The 16,356-nt window shown below is 66.4% G+C and carries 13 protein-coding genes; 2 read left to right on the top strand and 11 right to left on the bottom strand.

Features of this window, described 5'->3' with window-relative positions:
* Nucleotides 1–19: 19 nt before the first annotated feature.
* The 4 genes from DKT68_RS10650 to DKT68_RS10635 all read right to left on the bottom strand — a co-directional run bounded on the left by DKT68_RS10650 (nt 20) and on the right by DKT68_RS10635 (nt 2,631).
* Nucleotides 20–1,255 carry a WXG100 family type VII secretion target gene (locus tag DKT68_RS10650; protein ID WP_146218334.1) on the bottom strand — a complete coding sequence of 412 codons (1,236 nt, stop codon included), beginning with the start codon at nt 1,253–1,255 and terminating at the stop codon, nt 20–22.
* The gene (locus DKT68_RS10645; protein ID WP_161556643.1) at nt 1,252–1,560 is read right to left on the bottom strand and encodes a type VII secretion target; all 309 of its coding nucleotides are present in this window, start codon (nt 1,558–1,560) and stop codon (nt 1,252–1,254) included. Before DKT68_RS10645 ends, DKT68_RS10650 begins: the two co-directional genes overlap by 4 nt.
* A complete protein-coding gene (locus tag DKT68_RS10640) occupies nt 1,557–1,919 on the bottom strand; it encodes a YbaB/EbfC family nucleoid-associated protein (RefSeq protein ID WP_161556642.1) in 363 nt (120 codons plus the stop codon). Before DKT68_RS10640 ends, DKT68_RS10645 begins: the two co-directional genes overlap by 4 nt.
* Before the next feature lie 91 nt (nt 1,920–2,010).
* Nucleotides 2,011–2,631: a DUF6642 family protein gene (locus DKT68_RS10635; protein ID WP_236646824.1), complete on the bottom strand. Its 621-nt coding sequence runs from the start codon at nt 2,629–2,631 to the stop codon at nt 2,011–2,013.
* A 339-nt stretch (nt 2,632–2,970) separates the two neighbouring features.
* Between DKT68_RS10635 and DKT68_RS10630 the strand changes: the two genes are divergently transcribed.
* The gene (locus DKT68_RS10630; RefSeq protein ID WP_109817240.1) at nt 2,971–4,137 is read left to right on the top strand and encodes a protein NO VEIN domain-containing protein; all 1,167 of its coding nucleotides are present in this window, start codon (nt 2,971–2,973) and stop codon (nt 4,135–4,137) included.
* Nucleotides 4,138–4,205: 68 nt separating this feature from the next.
* On the opposite strand, the gene DKT68_RS10625 is transcribed toward DKT68_RS10630, so the two are convergent.
* From DKT68_RS10625 to DKT68_RS10605, 5 genes are all read right to left on the bottom strand, one after another.
* A complete protein-coding gene (locus tag DKT68_RS10625; protein WP_146218333.1) occupies nt 4,206–7,085 on the bottom strand; it encodes a hypothetical protein in 2,880 nt (959 codons plus the stop codon).
* Nucleotides 7,086–7,192: 107 nt separating this feature from the next.
* The gene (locus DKT68_RS10620; RefSeq protein ID WP_109817238.1) at nt 7,193–8,506 is read right to left on the bottom strand and encodes a hypothetical protein; all 1,314 of its coding nucleotides are present in this window, start codon (nt 8,504–8,506) and stop codon (nt 7,193–7,195) included.
* Entirely contained in the window at nt 8,503–9,777 is a 1,275-nt protein-coding gene (locus tag DKT68_RS10615; RefSeq protein ID WP_146218332.1) for a hypothetical protein, read from the bottom strand. Before DKT68_RS10615 ends, DKT68_RS10620 begins: the two co-directional genes overlap by 4 nt.
* Entirely contained in the window at nt 9,732–13,313 is a 3,582-nt protein-coding gene (gene pglX, locus DKT68_RS10610) for a BREX-2 system adenine-specific DNA-methyltransferase PglX (RefSeq protein ID WP_109817236.1), read from the bottom strand. The genes DKT68_RS10615 and pglX overlap by 46 nt, the downstream gene beginning before the upstream one ends.
* A gap of 72 nt (nt 13,314–13,385) precedes the next feature.
* On the bottom strand, nt 13,386–13,625 hold the full coding sequence (locus tag DKT68_RS10605; RefSeq protein WP_109817235.1) for a winged helix-turn-helix domain-containing protein: 240 nt from the start codon (nt 13,623–13,625) through the stop codon (nt 13,386–13,388).
* 317 nt (nt 13,626–13,942) lie between these two features.
* Here DKT68_RS10605 and DKT68_RS10600 point away from each other — a divergent pair, with 317 nt between their 5' ends.
* The gene (locus DKT68_RS10600; RefSeq protein WP_236646823.1) at nt 13,943–14,236 is read left to right on the top strand and encodes a DivIVA domain-containing protein; all 294 of its coding nucleotides are present in this window, start codon (nt 13,943–13,945) and stop codon (nt 14,234–14,236) included.
* Between the two features lie 279 nt (nt 14,237–14,515).
* On the opposite strand, the gene DKT68_RS10590 is transcribed toward DKT68_RS10600, so the two are convergent.
* Together DKT68_RS10590 and DKT68_RS10585 are read right to left on the bottom strand one after the other, a co-directional pair.
* Nucleotides 14,516–15,487, bottom strand: a complete 972-nt coding sequence (locus DKT68_RS10590; protein ID WP_109817234.1) for a hypothetical protein — start codon at nt 15,485–15,487, stop codon at nt 14,516–14,518.
* Nucleotides 15,487–16,170 carry a hypothetical protein gene (locus DKT68_RS10585; protein WP_201748988.1) on the bottom strand — a complete coding sequence of 228 codons (684 nt, stop codon included), beginning with the start codon at nt 16,168–16,170 and terminating at the stop codon, nt 15,487–15,489. The genes DKT68_RS10590 and DKT68_RS10585 overlap by 1 nt, the downstream gene beginning before the upstream one ends.
* Between the last annotated feature and the right edge of the window lie 186 nt (nt 16,171–16,356).

The raw sequence follows: 16,356 nt of genomic DNA, 5'->3' as shown, positions 1-16,356 counted from the left end.
TTCGGCGGGGGCGGTGCGGTCACGGATCAACTCCGAAGATTCTCGAATACTCTTCGCGGATCGCCTGGTTCAGGCGTTCGACGGAATCGTGGTCACCAATCGAGTTGGCATAGTCAATCTCCCTCTGGTACGCCCGCACCTCGTTCTCATACCGCACGACCGGGTCTTCGAACCAGCCTCTCATGCCCGCCCAGCCGGCAGCCTGGTCGTCGCGCAGGTGCTGCATCTCGTGCAACAGCGCCCCGTAAGACGCGTCGGGATCGAGGACGAGTTGGCCGGGGCGGCCCGGCCCGGGGGCAGGACCGTAGGCCAGCGCACCCGGGCGCAAGGTGATCTCGACATCCAGGGTACGGGCCTCCTGGATCGCTGCCTCCCACTCCTCCGGGTGGGTCTGTCGCGCCGGACCCCACTTCCGAAGCGGATCGGCGTCGGCGTGAAACAGATGGGTCCCATGATCGAGCGCGCCTGGCCGCGCAGCTCCACCCGGCGCGGTGCCGCGGACAAGGGCCTTCAGATCTGCGATGAGCTGTTCGAGACGGCGCAGGATGGGCGCCAGCCGGCGCAGGCTCTCGATCAACCCGTGTAACAGACGGGTGATCCGCGCTATCCACTTACCGGCGAGTGCGGTCACCTGCGTGATCACCCAAGGGGTTGCCAGGCCCAGTGTCAGCCCCGCCTCGGCCAACCACTCCCAGAGCCGCACCGCCAGCACTGACACGAACTCCGCGATGAGGTCACGAACCAGCCCACGGACCATGGCGACGAGCAACCCGGCGCCAGTGGTGATCTCCGCCATGGCATCAGCAGCCCTGGTGAGCGCGGTCATTGCGGCGATTTGGCGGTCACTGTTCCTGCGGTACGCGTCGGAGGCGGCACCGTTCCAGCCCGCTATCTGGCTGCCGACCATCGCGCTGAAGTTGGTGCCCGCCTCGGCCGTAGCCTTGGCGACGTTGCGCCAGGTCTGTGCGTACGCGGTGATCTGATCTGGGTCGCCGGCCAACTCGTCCAGCGCGTCGGACAGGGGCTTGACGTGCTCGATCAGCCAGCCCACTCCCCACGCGACCAGCTGCCCGAGCGGATCCGTGACGAAGGCGAGGGCATCCATGGAGGTCGCGACACCGCCGATCGCGACATCGATCCAGCCACCGGAGGTGTAGCCCGCCATCAGGGCGTCGATGTCCTCCGCGATGAAGACACCACTGAACGCGGTCGTGCTGTCCTGGCGGGCGGCGATCAACGGGGACGGCTGGTTCACCACGTGGCTCCATCGAACCGGGCGGCTGCGCGTTCGTCACCCCGCTCGTACCGGTCGGAGACCGTACGCAACCCGTCGGCCGCCTCCTGAAGCGCCCGTACCGTTTCACCGAAGCTGTCGATGGCGGCCTCTTGCGTTGGGTGAAGCAGGCTCGGTATCAGCTGGCACAACCGACCGTACGCATCGCGGCCCAGCGCGATCGAGGACGCTGCCCGACGGCACTCGTCGATCGCGAGGGCGGTGTCGTCGACGGCCGAGGCGTGGGCTCGCAGCGAGAGGGCGTCGACTTCGAAGCCGTCGGTCACCAGCCATCCTGTCGCCGCCGGGAGCGATCATCATCTGAACTCTCAGGCGGCTCGGGGAACCGCTCGGCGTAGCTGGCCACCACAGCGCGGCCTGTCTCCGAGCCTTCGCTCACCGTCCGGGCTGCCACGTCAGCCACAGCTTCGGCGAGCTGCGCCTGCGCCCGCCGCATGGTGGTCATGACCTCCGCGGCGATCCGCGCACCGTGCCAGCCCTGCACCCGATCACTCAAGCGCAGCTCGGTGACCACCCCGGTGGCGGCGACGGTGACCCTGACCGCGCCGTCGGCGCTCGTTGCCGAGACGGACAACTCCGCCACGAGCCTCGACATCTCCTGTGCCTGGGCGGCGCGTTCGCTCACCGAGGCGGACCAGGATCGCACCCAGCTCTCAGCCGCATCCGCATCCATCACCGCTGCTCGTCCTCGCCGTGAGCCTCGTTCGTGCCGTGCCTCATGCCGACACCGAGGCCTTCGGCTGCCGCATGGCGGGAATACGTGGACCCGCGCCATTTCGAGGGGACAGGCGGAAACCGAGGTGCTGGGCCAGAGGTGCCCACCGGGCGGACCCCACCAACTGCTCGACGCTGTTGGCCTTCCGGCCATTGGCCAGCCGGTCGACGAGGACGGTGTCGAACGCCGAGGACTCGATCCAGTCGATGGTCCTGGTGAACCCGCACACCAGCGCAGCCCCGGTCTGTTCCAGGATGTCGTTGAGGGTTGCCTCAGGCACCCTGAGGATCGCGCCACAGTCAAAGTAGAGCTGCTTACCCGCGCATCGACCCTGCATCCAGCCCATCACCTCGGCGAGATCCAGCTCGTGCCGGTTGGAAAGGCGCAACTTGCCCGGCGCTCCGTCGATGGCAAAGATGCCGACGTGGTAGGCGGCGTACTTGTTCGACAGCCACTGGTCGAGGTAGTAACGCAGCTCGTCGGGCGTGGCTACGTCCCGGTGGATGAAGCGAATCCGCCGTAGTCGCTCGAGCAGTTCCAACGTCGGCAGGACGGACCCGCGCTCGGCCAGGTTGTCGCCCCACTGGCCCTCGATGCAAAAAACGCTGCCAGGCTTACCCACGTCGCATCCCCTCGTACGCCACGGAAGCATCACCCTACCGAAGGTGATCGATCCCCAGTTGTCCCGAGAGGGTCTGAGGTCCGAGTCACCGGCGTCAGATAGCGGTACCTGTGCTCGATCAGCAGCGTCGAGCAGGAGCCACTGTGGCGTTGTCGCTGACCGTCGGTCGCGACATCTTGGCTGTTACGAGGATGGGTGCCGCTCACGACCGCAGGAGGATAGACCGATGCGAGCCGCGGACCCGGAATTCGAACAGCTGTCGAGGCGACGATAGGTCTGCTGCGGGAGGTTGCGAGAAGCTCGCCCACCGAAGCTGATGCGCTGATCACCTACGGACAGTTGAGCGAGCGGTTGGCGAAGCAGGGATTGCGCGTCCCCTACTACCGGGGACCGATGCCGCGCATCCTCGAGGAAGCGTCACTCCGGGAACACGCCTCCGGACGAGCAATGATCTCCGCGCTCGTCGTTCGGAAGCAGACGAACCGCCCGCAACCGTCCAGCGGCTTCTACCGGCTTGCTCGCAGGACCCCGTTCATGCGCAAGGGCGACAACCAGGAGATCTGGCAGACCGAACTCCGTCAGCTGCGCGCCGAGAACGCCCTGCCGCAGAGCCTTCCTGGCGAGCGAAGCGTGACCCTCGACGGTCTCGGCGCGTGGATGGTCAAGTGCAACCCCGACAAGTGGGACCTCACCACCTTCCTCGCCAGCGGAGAGGAGGTGATCACCAACTGGTCGGTGATGCCGAACTACCGGGCCAGGATGATGGCGGACGGGCAGCGCGTCCTGTTCTGGGTGACTGGCCGCGACGGGACGCACCCGGAGCCCGGTCTGTGGGGTGTCGGCACTGTGCTCGGACCGGTGTGGCAAGAGAACTTGATTGGCGAGGACCCGGGCTACTGGATTGACGAAGGACAACGCCAGCGAACTCGGCACTTCGCGCCGGTAGACATCCACCTCTTCGAGCGGCCGATCCCCCGGCAGGCGTTGAAGGACGACCCGCGGCTGGCCGGCATGGAGGTCTTCCGCCAGCCCCAAATGGGCAACCCTTTGTTCGTCAGCAACGATGAGTTGAGCGTCCTCGATGCCCTCGTGCCGCCGCAACCGCAGAAAATCACGGTCAGCTCGTCCGGGGCGGGTTTCGGAAACCCGGTCACCAACGGCCTTGTGGAGGCAGCGGCGATGGGCACCGTCCGCGCCCACTACGAGGCGTTGGGGTGGCAGGTGCAGGACGACAGCAAGTACTGCTACGGCTGGGATATCACCTGCAGATCGCCTTCCGGGACCGTGGATCGGGTGGAGGTCAAGGGCGTCAGCGGCTCGGCCCCGAAGATCCTCCTCACCCGGAACGAGTTTCGTTCTGCCAGGGAGGACCAGGGGTGGCGGCTGGCCGTCGTGACGAAAGCCCTCGTCGCACCCGAGTTGCAGTTCTTCGACGCGGAGGCGGCAGTGCTCGCGGCCGAGCCCATGGTGTTCGAAGTGAACCTTCGCCAGTCCCCGCCGGCGTAACCGCCACCTAGCAAGGGCGAGGTCTTTACAAGGTCTGGGTGTTCAATTCCTACCCCAGAGTCGTCCTGTTAACGGGCGCGATGGTGCGGCTTGACGTAGGTGAGCCCGTCCGGGAGCCCGCGTTCCACGATCCGCGCCTCCCGGACCGCCTCGCGGTATGCGTCCTCCTGCTCTGGGGATGCCTTGGAGCCCGGCGGCAAGCGCCGAAGGAACCCGGCGACCTCATGCGGGCGTCGCTGCGGGTGCTCCTCGGCCGCTGGGCCGTGTGTCATGGTCACCACCTCGATTCGCGGCCGGTAGCGCAGTAGCGGAACCCGAGGTTGCCTCGCCAGCGGCGGGTACCAGGGATGACCGGAGCTGTCTTGACTACCGGTGACCCGATCGAGGGTACGAGCGCGCAGGAGTCGCCGAACGGCGTCCGGGATACCGGCGGCGCGACGGGCGGGCAATCCCAGTCTCAGGCAGTTGTCCACCAGTGCATCCTCGGCAAGGATCGCCTCGCCGTCCTCGGTCAGGTAGCCCAGCTTTCGCAGTGTGTGCAGTGCCCAACCCGTGTCGGTGAGGTCCGGAACACGGTCGTACTGGTCAGCACCAGGCGCGTGCTGCCTGGTCACCACGTGCGGGTCGTACTCGTGGGTGAAGTAATCGCCGTCGATTCGCTCAGGCATTGGTAGCGGCGTGGTGTCGCCGGTGACGAAGCCCTGCGTGAGGCGCCAGGTGAAGGTAATCAGCGTTCCTGGCGCCAGGCCCGCCGGCCAGGTGAGCCCGGCGAGTTCCCACTGGCCGCCACGCTGGCGTAGGGCGACGCGTTGCACCGGCTTGTACGACGTGTCCTCAGAGTCGTGATTGAGGTACAGGCGGAGGTGCCGTCCGTCCTCACGATCAGGCATCCGTCCATCGGGCAGAGGGCACCACTTGTTGTCGAGGTGGACGCGATGCAGGGCGACCCGCCACGACATCTCCACGCCCTGGCCACCGTTGGTGGTAAGCCATCGGGCTGCGCCAGTGTCCTCGTCGGGTCCGACAAGCCGGCCTGGGGCCGATGGCACGAGCGCGCGGGGCGCTACCTCAGGTCCGAGGAGCGACTCATCCTGACGTCCGTCCGCTCGGCCATCGGTGCCCAGCGCCGCGAGCCGCGCCAATTCCTCTGCCTTCAGAGAGCCCCGGTGACGTTGCTCGCAGGTGTCGATCGAGACAGCGATGCCATGCGGACGTTCCGCCACCCGCCGCAGCGATTCTCGTGTCCCTTCGGACAGCGGAGTGTCCAAAGGGGTGTATATGGCGCCTGATCGCAGTGTCAAGTGGACGATGTTCACTGCTCTCAGGTGGCGACTGACGAGGCGCACGCTCGACGCCGTCTCGCGTATCAGGAGCGCGGTGCTGCAGAGGGCGTGCACCATCTGATCCAGGTCGTTGAGCGCGGTGCCCGCTCCCTGCCCGTGGCTACCGTCCCTCGCTAGCCACGCATAGCCGAAGGTGCCATCGTCCGGCCCGGTCTGGCATTCCAAGATGACGAGGCTCAGCTTCTTCTGGTCAGCGAAGTTCTTCAGCAGCTCTTCGCAAGCGAAGAGCCCATCGGAAGGCTGTTCGGTCTCCTCCCTCTCCGGCGGCTGCTGGGGGTCGCGCTTCGCGGGCTGTCGCGGCACGTCGACTACCGGGGCCTGGCTCATGCGCTCACGCACCACGTCCGCCACCGAAGGCGGGCAGTCTGTGCAGGGGTGGGCGGCATTGGCCGCCGGGCATGCGGACCGATGCTCTCGGCAAGCTTCCGCCACGAACGCGCCGAGTACAGGGTCCGCCTCGATCACCGTTTTCGTCGCTTCGGCGAGACAATCGGCGCGCAGCTTCCGCATCCCTTGAGTCCGGTACTTCCGGACAGCGCGAAGGTGAAGGTGGCCGAGGATCAATCGAGCCTCAAGGCACCTGGCGCCGCCTCTGGCGTACGCCTCCCCGCTTTGCTGCAGTCGGGCCCTCAACGCAGCCCTGGCGGGCGGAGGCGCGGTACGCAACTCCGACTCCAACGATTCCCGTGCACGCATCAGCGCGGACACGATCTCGTTGGCACAGTTCACCCACTGCTCCGCGACGGCTTCGTGCGCCAGGTTCGGATCACAATCCAGCCCGTTGATGTCGATGAACGCTTTGCGTGTGAATGCGGAGGGGTTCAGTCCGCACATCCGGCGCACTCCAGACGGCAGTGACCGCCACTGCGAACCCTCGTGTTCATCGAGCCACCGCCGGACGTCTTTGGTCGGTCGCTCGAGCGCGTGCTCTCGAAGAGAGCGCCGCTTGAGTGCCTGGGCCAATGCCGCGGAAAAGCGGTCACCAGTCACGGCACGGACGACCGCCGTCTCCAGCGGCTCCGGCATGACGGGCTCCGCATCCAGAGCGGCCCGTTCTCGCTGATACTCATCCTTGAAGGTCAGTCCTGCTGCCTGGCACGACTGCGCGAGAATTTCCCGAACACCGGTCAGCCCTCGAGCCAGTTGGGCGTCGCCGGACACGTCGGCGACCCGCGCCTCGCTGTCGACCAGCAGCTCCGCGTAGCGCATGGCGGCGATCGAAGCTGGCCTACCAACCCCTGCCTCGAGAATCTTCTGTTCCGCCGGTGCGAGCTTGCCGCCCTCGGCGATAGTGCGATGCAGCGACGCCAGCCACATCATGTCCCGAGGCATCGGACTCGCGAGCGGCTGCGGACGCGGTGGCGCGGCGGTGGGCTTGGGCTCTATCTCAACGGCTGCATCCGCTTTCGCATGGCTGTAGCACCGGGTGCAGAGCAGCTTCCCCCAGTCTCCAGACACCGTCACCACCGAGCTGGACATGCTCGTCTGCTGGCACTTGGAACACCGCAGGGTAATCGGCTGGTCGAGGAGGAACCGCTGCAACTGACCCCGTGCCGGGTAGACCCGCGTGATGCGGTAGCGGGGAGCTTTCTTTTTCGATGCCATCACGCCTCTCGCAGCCATCGCACTTGGTTGTGAAGCTCTGCTCGAGCCTGAGCCGCACGAGATGGGCAGATGCCGACTCAGCTGATCAGTTCGCGCGGCCCATCCAGTCAGGCGGCGACTGCAGGAAACACTACGAGCGACCCGTCGCTGCTTCGTTCGATCTCAATCGCAACGTCAGCTCGGTGGTATCCCACGTCGAGGCCGTCGCCCAAGGCGCGAAGGCGGTACGCGGCTTTGAGTAGGTCGTCGACCTCGCCCTGCGTGAACATGATGCTTCGGAAACCGCCGGGGCGCTTCAACTCCATGGTCGACAGCCGAAGCAGGACCGAGTTGATGCCTGACTCCAACTCGTCGACGCGACGCTCGTCGTCGCGCAAGCTTCCGACAAAGCTCTGGAACGGATTGTTCGTCCCCACCAGTTGAGCGTGCTCGACTGCTTGAAGCACAAGCACTCGACGTTTGAGAGCGACGGCAAGTCGCGCAAGCTCCAGGTGGGTGCGGAATGCGCCACCATCCTCGTTGATGCCGGGGAACGGCTTCGTCAATGTACCGACTTCAACCGGCCCGTCGGGCAGCGCAGCTAGCGCGTCTTGCCATTTCGTGAGCCGACGCTTGGCGCCTTCGATGGCTGTGTTGATCGCGTACGACGAGGAATCCAGCCCCAACGACAGGCCGATTCTGCCCTGGTCGAGGAGGACCGACGTCGCCTTGTCGATCGCGTCACGGCAACCGTCCAACGCGCTGCGTTCCTTCTCCAGGCTGTCTTCGTGCAACTGCTCCAGGAGGTCGGTGATTCGCTCGATCGCCTCCTGGCGTTGGTGATCAGCGTAGGCGCTGACGCCGACCGCGACAGCCATCAAGACAAGGGGCGCGGCCACTGTCAACGCCCCGGCGCTGGCGGCTGCCACACCAGCTGTGGCGGCCGAGCCGGTTGCCGCACCTGCAACAGCAACCTTGCCAGCGACGGGCACGAACGTGGCTTGGGCTGCGATGCCGGTGGAGTTGACCAGCGCGCTGTGAATACCTCCTGCAGATGCCCTCGCAGCCATCGGTCGAACAAGCCCTCTACCGAACTGCGCGGCGACCTTTGCCGGTACCACCATTCGGTAGAGCACGTCACCGGTAGCGGCGACGTTCAGCGTCGGAGGTGCCGTCTTCGCTGTCTGAGTCACGAGGTGCGACAACTGCTGAGCAAGCGGACTGGTCGCATGGAGCGGGATTCCGCCGTTCCGATCGCGCTTGGTTGCGATCGGATGCGCTTCCAGCGTGGCGATGGGGGAATCCGCAAGTGTTGCCAGGACTGTTCTCAGTTCTTCGAGTCGGGCCGGCGTCATGCCCTCATCGCCGAGCACGTTCGGTACGCTCACGGCATCCGTGGCGAGTGTCCATACTGGCACGTGTGCCCGGTTGTCAGTGGTCACGCGTTGTCCCTTCCCAAACTGACATCGCCATCGGCGGTGTTAGCGACACCTACAACCACAGGCCACAGATCGGCCGACCAATTCGGTGTGCCCTCACCCTGTAGCAGGATGACGCGGTTGTCACCGCAGATGGCCGGCCAAGCCCGGTCCGTGCATCTCGACACGACCAGGACGGGCGTCGCGACGATTCCGCGCGCCGCGAGGCGGTGACGGTATTCGAGGATCTGACCGAGGCCCAGCCGAAGCTGCTCAACTTCATTGACCCCGACCACGCTCTTCACCTCGGCGATAAACTGCCGCCCGTCGGCATCCCGCCAGGCCAGATCCACCGGTACGCCGTTCAACCCCGCACCAACCCGCACACCCTCGGCGGTGAGGTGATCGATCAGCGCCCGGCACAGCCGATCGTGCTCACTTACCCCGGCCCGGTAGGCATCCGCGTCGAACGACCGCTGCGCCGGCAGGTCGACCGGCACGGCCGATCCCGCGTATTCCCGGTCGAAGCCCCGCTCCCCGCCGGTCTCGCCGGGCGCCGCATCGACGAGCAGGTTCTCCGCCGCCCGCCAGGCTCGGCCGACGACCTCGGGCCGGTATCGGCTTTCGAACGGGAACGGGCCGGCCGACACCCAGGCGTTGAGCATCCGGGCGGCGGCCATGACCGGCGGCTGCCGGAGCAACCACAGTGCCGTGTCGACGTCCGGGCAGGTGAGAAGCAGCTTCTCCTCGGCGAGTGTCTTCGTCCGGTCTTCCTGCATGTCGATGCCGCGCCGTCCCCACTCCTCCAGGTCCGCCGCGCCCGCGTCCATGGCGAGGACGATCGGCGCTCCTGCCACCCGCAGCCACACCTCCTCGCCGGACTCGTACACGCCGAGGGTTTCCAGCACTCCGACGGTCAGCCGCAGCAGTGGACCGCGGCCCTCGTTCACCCGCGACAGCAGCCAGTGCCGGCCGGCGGTCGGCGCCGCTTCGGGCACCGTTATCCGGGCCACCCATCCGGCCAGCGCCCACGCCGCGCGTTGCGGCTCGTCCAGCCCATCGGCCCACTCAACGTCGAAGGCGGCCGGCGGCGGGTCCAGCGGCGCTGGCTCCGGTTTGGCGAACACCCACGCCGCGAGCTCGGCCGGCTGGGTGATCTGCCACAGCCGCGAGCGGCGGGCCGCCAGGATCCCGGTCAGCTCCTCGACGTCGTCCGTCGACCACAGGCCGGTCGGCACCGACTCGGTCGTCACACCTTGGCCTTGCGGCCGCGAGTCGCTTTCGCCGGTCGCCACGACGCGAGCGCCACCTCGGTGAGGTGCAGGCGGTTGGTGGTCTCGGCGAGGAACCCGTCGTAGATGTCCGCCGGCGAGGCACCCCACTCCGGGTCGAATTCGCCGTGCCACTGGCGTACCCAGGGAAGGATCTCGCGCAACCCCGCGACCAGCGGCAACAGCCGGTCGTCGGCCCAGCCGTCCTCCTGCTCGCGGGCCACGATCAGGGTGGCCAGGGCCTGGGCCTGCTCACGGTGGTCCCAGCCGGCCCAGCCGACCAGCAGCGACGGGTCACCGTCGCGGCTGGCACCGGGGTACGACACGAACCGCTCCTTGGGCACGTCGAGCTTGCCCCGATGCTTCCAGAAGCTGCTCTTGAGGAAGTCCGCCGAGGTGTACTTCGGCGGCACCGGGATACCCTTGCGGAACTCCCGCTTCGCCGCCTCGTCGGGCAGCGCGTCCTCCTGCCGCTGCAGGCCCCACACCTGCTCCCAGTCGGCCCGCTTGGCCAGCCCGGTGTCCTTGTAGCGCAGCGCGGCCAGGTGAGGCACATGCTCGTCGGCGACCAGGCCGGCAATCACCTTGCCGAGATCCTGACCGGGCGCATAGAGGTTGGCGACGGTGAGCACGTCGGCGTCGCGGCGCAGCTCGTCGGCGAGCTGCGCGGTGGTCAGCGGACGCGGCTGTTCGAGATCGTCGACATGCTGGTACCACAGCTCGCGCGCCTCGCACCGGTCCAGCAGCCAGTCACGCAGCGCCTTCGCCTGCATCGCGTCCCAGCCCTCGCCGGCCCACCGCCGCTTGCACTCCGGCCGCTCGATCAACCCGATGTTGCGGTTACCCTCGATGACCGCGATCCGCCGCTCCACAATGGACCGGTACTCGTCCGACCAGTGCGCCGGCAGCTCCGTGATCGGCGTAGACCCGTGCCGAGCGAACCACTGCGTCTCCGCCTCACCGGCGGCCATCTTGCGGGCGAGCACGATCTCAAACGCCCGCTCCCCCAACTTCAACTCCGGGACCGAGTTGGCCGGGGCGGTTAGATCCTCGTCCAGCAGCCCGTAGAGCGAGTAGACCTGCCAGTCAAGCTCCTCCTGCAACGCGATCATCCGCGCCCGGATCGCGTGCCACTCGTCGCGGGCGGCGGCCAGCCGCTCGCGGGTGGGCACGTCGGAGGCCGCGACCGCCGCGGGGCTCACCGTGGCAAGCCGCTGCGCGAGGCCGTCGATCTTCCGGCTCAGCTCAAGGGGGTACGCCGACGGCAGTGGAAACTCCTGCAGCTTAGTGCCGGTGAACTCGTAAAACCGCTCCCACATCTCCGTCTTAATGCCGGACTGGTAGCCCTCGTTCCCCTTGTTGTGGCTGACCTGCTTCAGCCAAAAGCAGGCGGTCGAACTGTTAATCAGCCCAAGGAGCCGCAGATGGTCATTCTCGGATGCTTTAGCAGGCAGCTTGATAATAGGGGCGGTGCGTCCGAACGCCATCTCACTGCGAGACAGCACAAACTGTGCATGTGTTGCCACGAACGCGAAAGCAATGGAATTGGAATGGGTGCCCTCGTCCCGGGGAATCTGATGCCACTCAAACCAGGGTCGATTATCTCCAAAGTAGGTACCTCGGGTAAATGTGGCACGATTGCCAAGTTCGGTGCGATAGGACCACATCCTCTTAGCGTGAAGAGGAGCACTTGAGAGCACTACCAGGCTACGATCGTAGCGATAGGGGTGAAAGGCAAAGTCGCCCTCGTCTACCCCCCAGTCCCGAACTTCGTCACCCACGACCAACCGACGAATATATGCACATTCGGCCTTGGAACGGCGAAAAACCTGAATGCCGAGCCGCATGACCTCGTCAGCGCCGATGATGCCATAGCAACCGATCCGAGATACAAGACCGCCGAGCCTCGCCGCCCGGGCATTCTCAACCAATTCCACAACATTGCCAGCCCCGCCACCGCTGAGATTCCAAGGGAAAGCAGAAAGGCGAGGGCGCGGGATATCGGAAACACTGATCCATTCGGACTCGGAGCCGGGTCGGCCAATCTGGCTCATGATGGCTCGCCAGACGATCCCGTTCTTAGGATCGACAGGGGCGCTAGGCTCACCACGGATGCCCATTACGGTTCGAATGACCCCAGGACGGTTTAGGTTCGTGTTACGGCCGACCACGATAACTGTTGGGGTACCGTGGCCGGGTATATAGGCGCCGGACGCATCGATTACGTGAGACAGGTTGACCCGGGTGGCAAATAGCACCTCGATCATCTTCTTGCCGAACTCGCGCTTCATGAACGAGTTGGCGGTAATCTGCCCGACGTGCCCCGCGCCCTTGCCGTCTTCGTCACCAGGCTTTGCGAGTTGAAAGAAGCGCTGCGCGAAGGGCACCGATAGGGCGTACTTTCCGGCGCAGGCGTCATACATCTCGCGGTATGCCTCGTTGAGGCCCTTGTCTTTGACGGTGATGTAGGGCGGATTGCCCACAACGACGTGATACCGGCCGGGGCTCAGGACGCCCGAGTGCTCCTGCACGTCTTCGGTCGAGTAGGCGAACTCGGTCATCGGGTCCTCTCCGAACAGCATGGCCTGCCGCCGCTTGATCAGCGAGTCGCCAACTGCAAGGTGCATCGGGAAGACGTACCCGGCCGAGTCGGCGAGGGCCTTCACGCCGCTCGCCCGGAGGGCGGCGACCAGGAGGCGGAAGCGGGCGATGGCTACGGCGAAGGGGTTGATGTCGACGCCATGGACGGCCTCGAGGGCGAGGCGTACTCGCTCGTGGGGGTCGCGGTTGGGGGCGTGTTGCTCCCACTTCTTGAGGAGCCGGTGAAAGGCGCCGAGGACGAAGTGGCCGGAGCCGCAGGTGGGGTCGATCATCTTGACTACGTCGTGGCCGAACTCGTCGATCGCCGGGGTGAGCGTCAGGTCGAGGATGAACTCCTCGACGAACTCCGGGGTCTGAAGCAGGGCGTAGGTCTTGCGGGCCGCCTCGGAGAGGTCCTGGTAGAGATCGCCGAGGAAGCGGGTGTCCCACTCCGGGTCCGCGAAGTCGTGGACCAGGCCGCCGGCCTCGCCGCGCCGACGCCAGAAACCGATCAGGTATTTGGCCTCGTCGTGGGACAGCGGGATTTGGTAGAGCGGGTTGTGCCGCTTGTCGAAGAGTGACTTGCCGGCCTGGGTGCCGGCGATGGCGTCGTAGCCCTGGTGCAGCCAGTCGCGGAGGGTCTTGTCGGGCTGATCGCGGAAGAACTGCGCCTCGGCCTCCTCGGCGAGGACCAAGCGGTCCCCCGGGCCAGCCAGATAGGGGTCGGGCAGTAGGCCGTTGTCCTCGCAGAAGCGCACAAAGACGGTGCCGAGCACCCAGGCGACGGCAGCCTGGGTGACGCGCTCGTCTCGCCAGGCTGTCCAGGTGGCGGCGGTGCGGCCGACCTTGAAGGCGTGGTCGTACTCGCCACGCAGTCGGAGGCGCACCTCCTCGACCGAGTCGGCCTGCTCTCGCAGGTCCTTTTCCAGGTTCTTGACCTGCTTCTGCAGGTCGGACAAAAGCAGTTTCCGGTCGATCACGCGCCGACTCTAGTCGTCCCGTCGACGGGACGGGGGTACCCAAAAGGCTCGTGTAGGTAGCCGGCCCGCTACCTACGGCTCCCGCATCCAGGTCTTCGGCTCGGTGATGAAGATGCCCTTGCCCTGATGGCGTCGGATGACGCCCAAGGCTTCGAGTCGCACGTAGACCATCTGGATGGTGGACGTGCCGACCCGGTAGTCCGTTGCCATCTGCGCGATCGGCGGCAACTTGTCTTCAGGCTTAAGCCTCTTCGCCTTGACCCCAGCGATGATGTCATCGGCGATGCGGATGTAGTCAGGTGTTGTAGGCATGGCGCTCCTTGCGTGGCTCGCCAATTCGATCACGAACCGCCCATGAACGACAACAGTCGGTGGTTGACTTAAACGACTAAGTCGTTACTCTTGAGCCTGAGCTGCTCCTCGCGTGGCAACGAGTTCGGCTCATCCCCTGGTCGGGGCGGGTGCGTGTGCCCGTCCCGACCGACCGGACTGCTCTGCTGTCGTACCGCCGAATTGGGCTGCGGCGGCGGAGCGGGCGGGTCGCCCGCGGCCCCCGAGCGGACGGCCCGCCCTTCCAGACCCACCACAAGGACCTTCCGCGCTCCCGCCTGCCCTCAGAGAGGATCGTCGTGGCTCAGGTGTATCGAGGTGGCCAGCCCTACCCCGCCGGCTACCCCGGCAGGTTGACGCCGCACGAGGTGCGGACCCGCGCGTTCGCCGCGTGTCGGCGCGGCGTCGACCCCGATGAGGTACGCGAGTTCCAGGCCCGGGTGGCCGACGAGCTGGCCATGCTCAACGAGACGGTACGGCTGCTCAGCCAGGAGAACGACCGGATCAAGCGGGCGCTGCGTGACTGGCAGACCATGCACGCGCGGGAGTGCCCGCCGACGCAGGAGCGACAGCGCAACTCCGGCCACTGGTGACCGCGCACCCCTCTCCCGGCGACCTGCTCGTCATCGACGGCCGGGCCTCGGTGCAGTTCGCCAGGAATCGTGCCATGACCTTCCGCGTCGTCTCAGTGTCCGACCGGCCGACGTACGAAGGTTGGATCTGGTTGACCGGCTACGTCCTCAACCGCCGCGGCAACGCGACCACCAAACGCGAGGTCTTCGTCCAACTCGTCGGCCTTCGCCCCGCGCCCGAGCCGGCGACCGAGCCGAGTGCGACGCCGGGTCGGGGCAGGTCACCCGATCAAGTCAGGGTCAGAAGCGCCAGTCGTTGAGGGAGATGGCATCCGTCCAGTCAGATCCGACCAGCGTCCCATCGGGAAAGGCGGTGGCTGCCTCGTCTAGTTCAACGCCGGAGTCGAGAAGCTCGACGACCGAGTCGTACAGACCTGACAGCTGCCCCTGGCTTGCCTGCTGAACCCTGGCGGCAATGTCCTTGCGCAGGCCGACACGAAGGTCGAGCAGGCCGAGACGGGAGGTGAGGTAGCGCTGGTCCCGTACCTGCGGAGTTCCTGCGGCGATGGCGGCGAGGAACGGTTCGTAGTACGCCAGCATGTATCGGTCCAGGTCCAGGTCGACGTCGACCGGTTCGGGTCCTTCCTCGTCCGGGTCCACCGCGGTGATGGACAGCTCGTGCCGATGCGGCGGAAAGGCCGCGACGCAGCCCAGGGCGAGCCAGGGGCGTTTGCCGGAGATGGACTTCACCGAGCGCTTCTGAGCGACGAGGGTGTTCGGTAGGGCCGGTTCCATGCCGTTGGAGCGTCCCTTGGCCTCGGCGACCACCCAGCCTGTCGGTGACAGGCCGAAGAGATCTGCCCGCTTCTTGGTGGCGGCGAAGACGACCCCCCACCTGCTTCCGTAGCGGTCAATGTGCAGCAGGTGCGTCACCCCCAGTTTTCGCTCGCAGAAGATCCCGGTCAGCGCCTGCCCGAGCGAGTACGACAGCGTCCCCTTCTCCGAGCGGTCCAACTCCCTGGCAAGGGCCGACTTCACCAGCGCGCCGCCGCGGGTCCTGCGCACGTACGCCGGAATGAGCGAGGTGCGATGGACGAACTCCCACACGGACGCCCACCCGTGGCGTACCTCGTCGCCCGGTGCCCTGCCGGTGGCGAAAAGGGCATGGGCGAGATCGTCCGTTGTGAACTCCAGAACCGCGTTTGGTGATATCAGCCCGGCGGGGAACGCGATGGGGCGGCAGGCGGCCGTGAACCTGTTGCGATGCGGCATCAGGCACCCACCACGTCCGCCGTCGTGGGCTTCACCTGGTCGACCTGCACCGCCAGCCAGCGAAACTCGCCATTGCCGCCGTTCAGGCGGGCGAAGTCCCGCCAAGTCAGCGGATAGTCACCGAGCAGGTCGCTCTGATTCGCCACGCGGTAGCTGCCCTCGGTCCCCCAGCGAAGCCTGCCCCGGAGCCTGCGTCCCTCGTGCAGTCGGAACTCTCCGTCCCGGGTCAACCGGTATCCGGCCGGTGGGCTCCACATCCCGCGGTCGTTGGTGAGCAGGACGGCCAGACCGTTCATCGCGGCGGCACCGGATTGGCAGAACCGTTCCAGCCTGGTGATGTCGACCACGAAGCCGAGCCGGGCCAGGTCTGGGGCGCCGTGGTGGCGCAGTTGGAACTGTTCGCCGGTGCGAGGGTCGACGCCGTCCCAGCGCGCGGTGAAGTACTTGAACTCGATCGCCGTCCGGCCCTTCGGACCGAAGCAGAGCAGATCCAGGTACGCCTTCTCCTCCTGCCGCACTTCCAACCTCACCTGGACCTCGTTGTCCAGGCGGTGAACAGCCCAGGCGAAGGCGTGCTGGAAGTCCGCCTCCGAATGGAAGACGGTCCGGGCGGCCCGCAACGCGTCCATCACCACCGCGAGCGGGAGCGAACCTGCGATCCGCACTTCTGCCTGCTGGTCCACTCTCGTCCTTCCACATCTCCATCCGGCACCGCGTACGCTGCACCACGCCGGCACCCAGCCAGGATCCGCAACTAGTCCATCGACGCACTCCCATCGCACGCAGGCGATCCGTGGTAACCGAGAGGACGCGGGAAAGTCCCTGAGATTCATGCCGAGTGGACACTGACGTTGAGCCACGCTCATCTT

Source organism: Micromonospora acroterricola (genome assembly GCF_003172955.1).
In the GTDB taxonomy this organism is placed as follows: domain Bacteria; phylum Actinomycetota; class Actinomycetes; order Mycobacteriales; family Micromonosporaceae; genus Micromonospora; species Micromonospora acroterricola.
The sequence above is the reverse complement of the archived record's forward strand: the minus strand, read 5'-3'. Positions and strand labels throughout refer to the sequence as shown.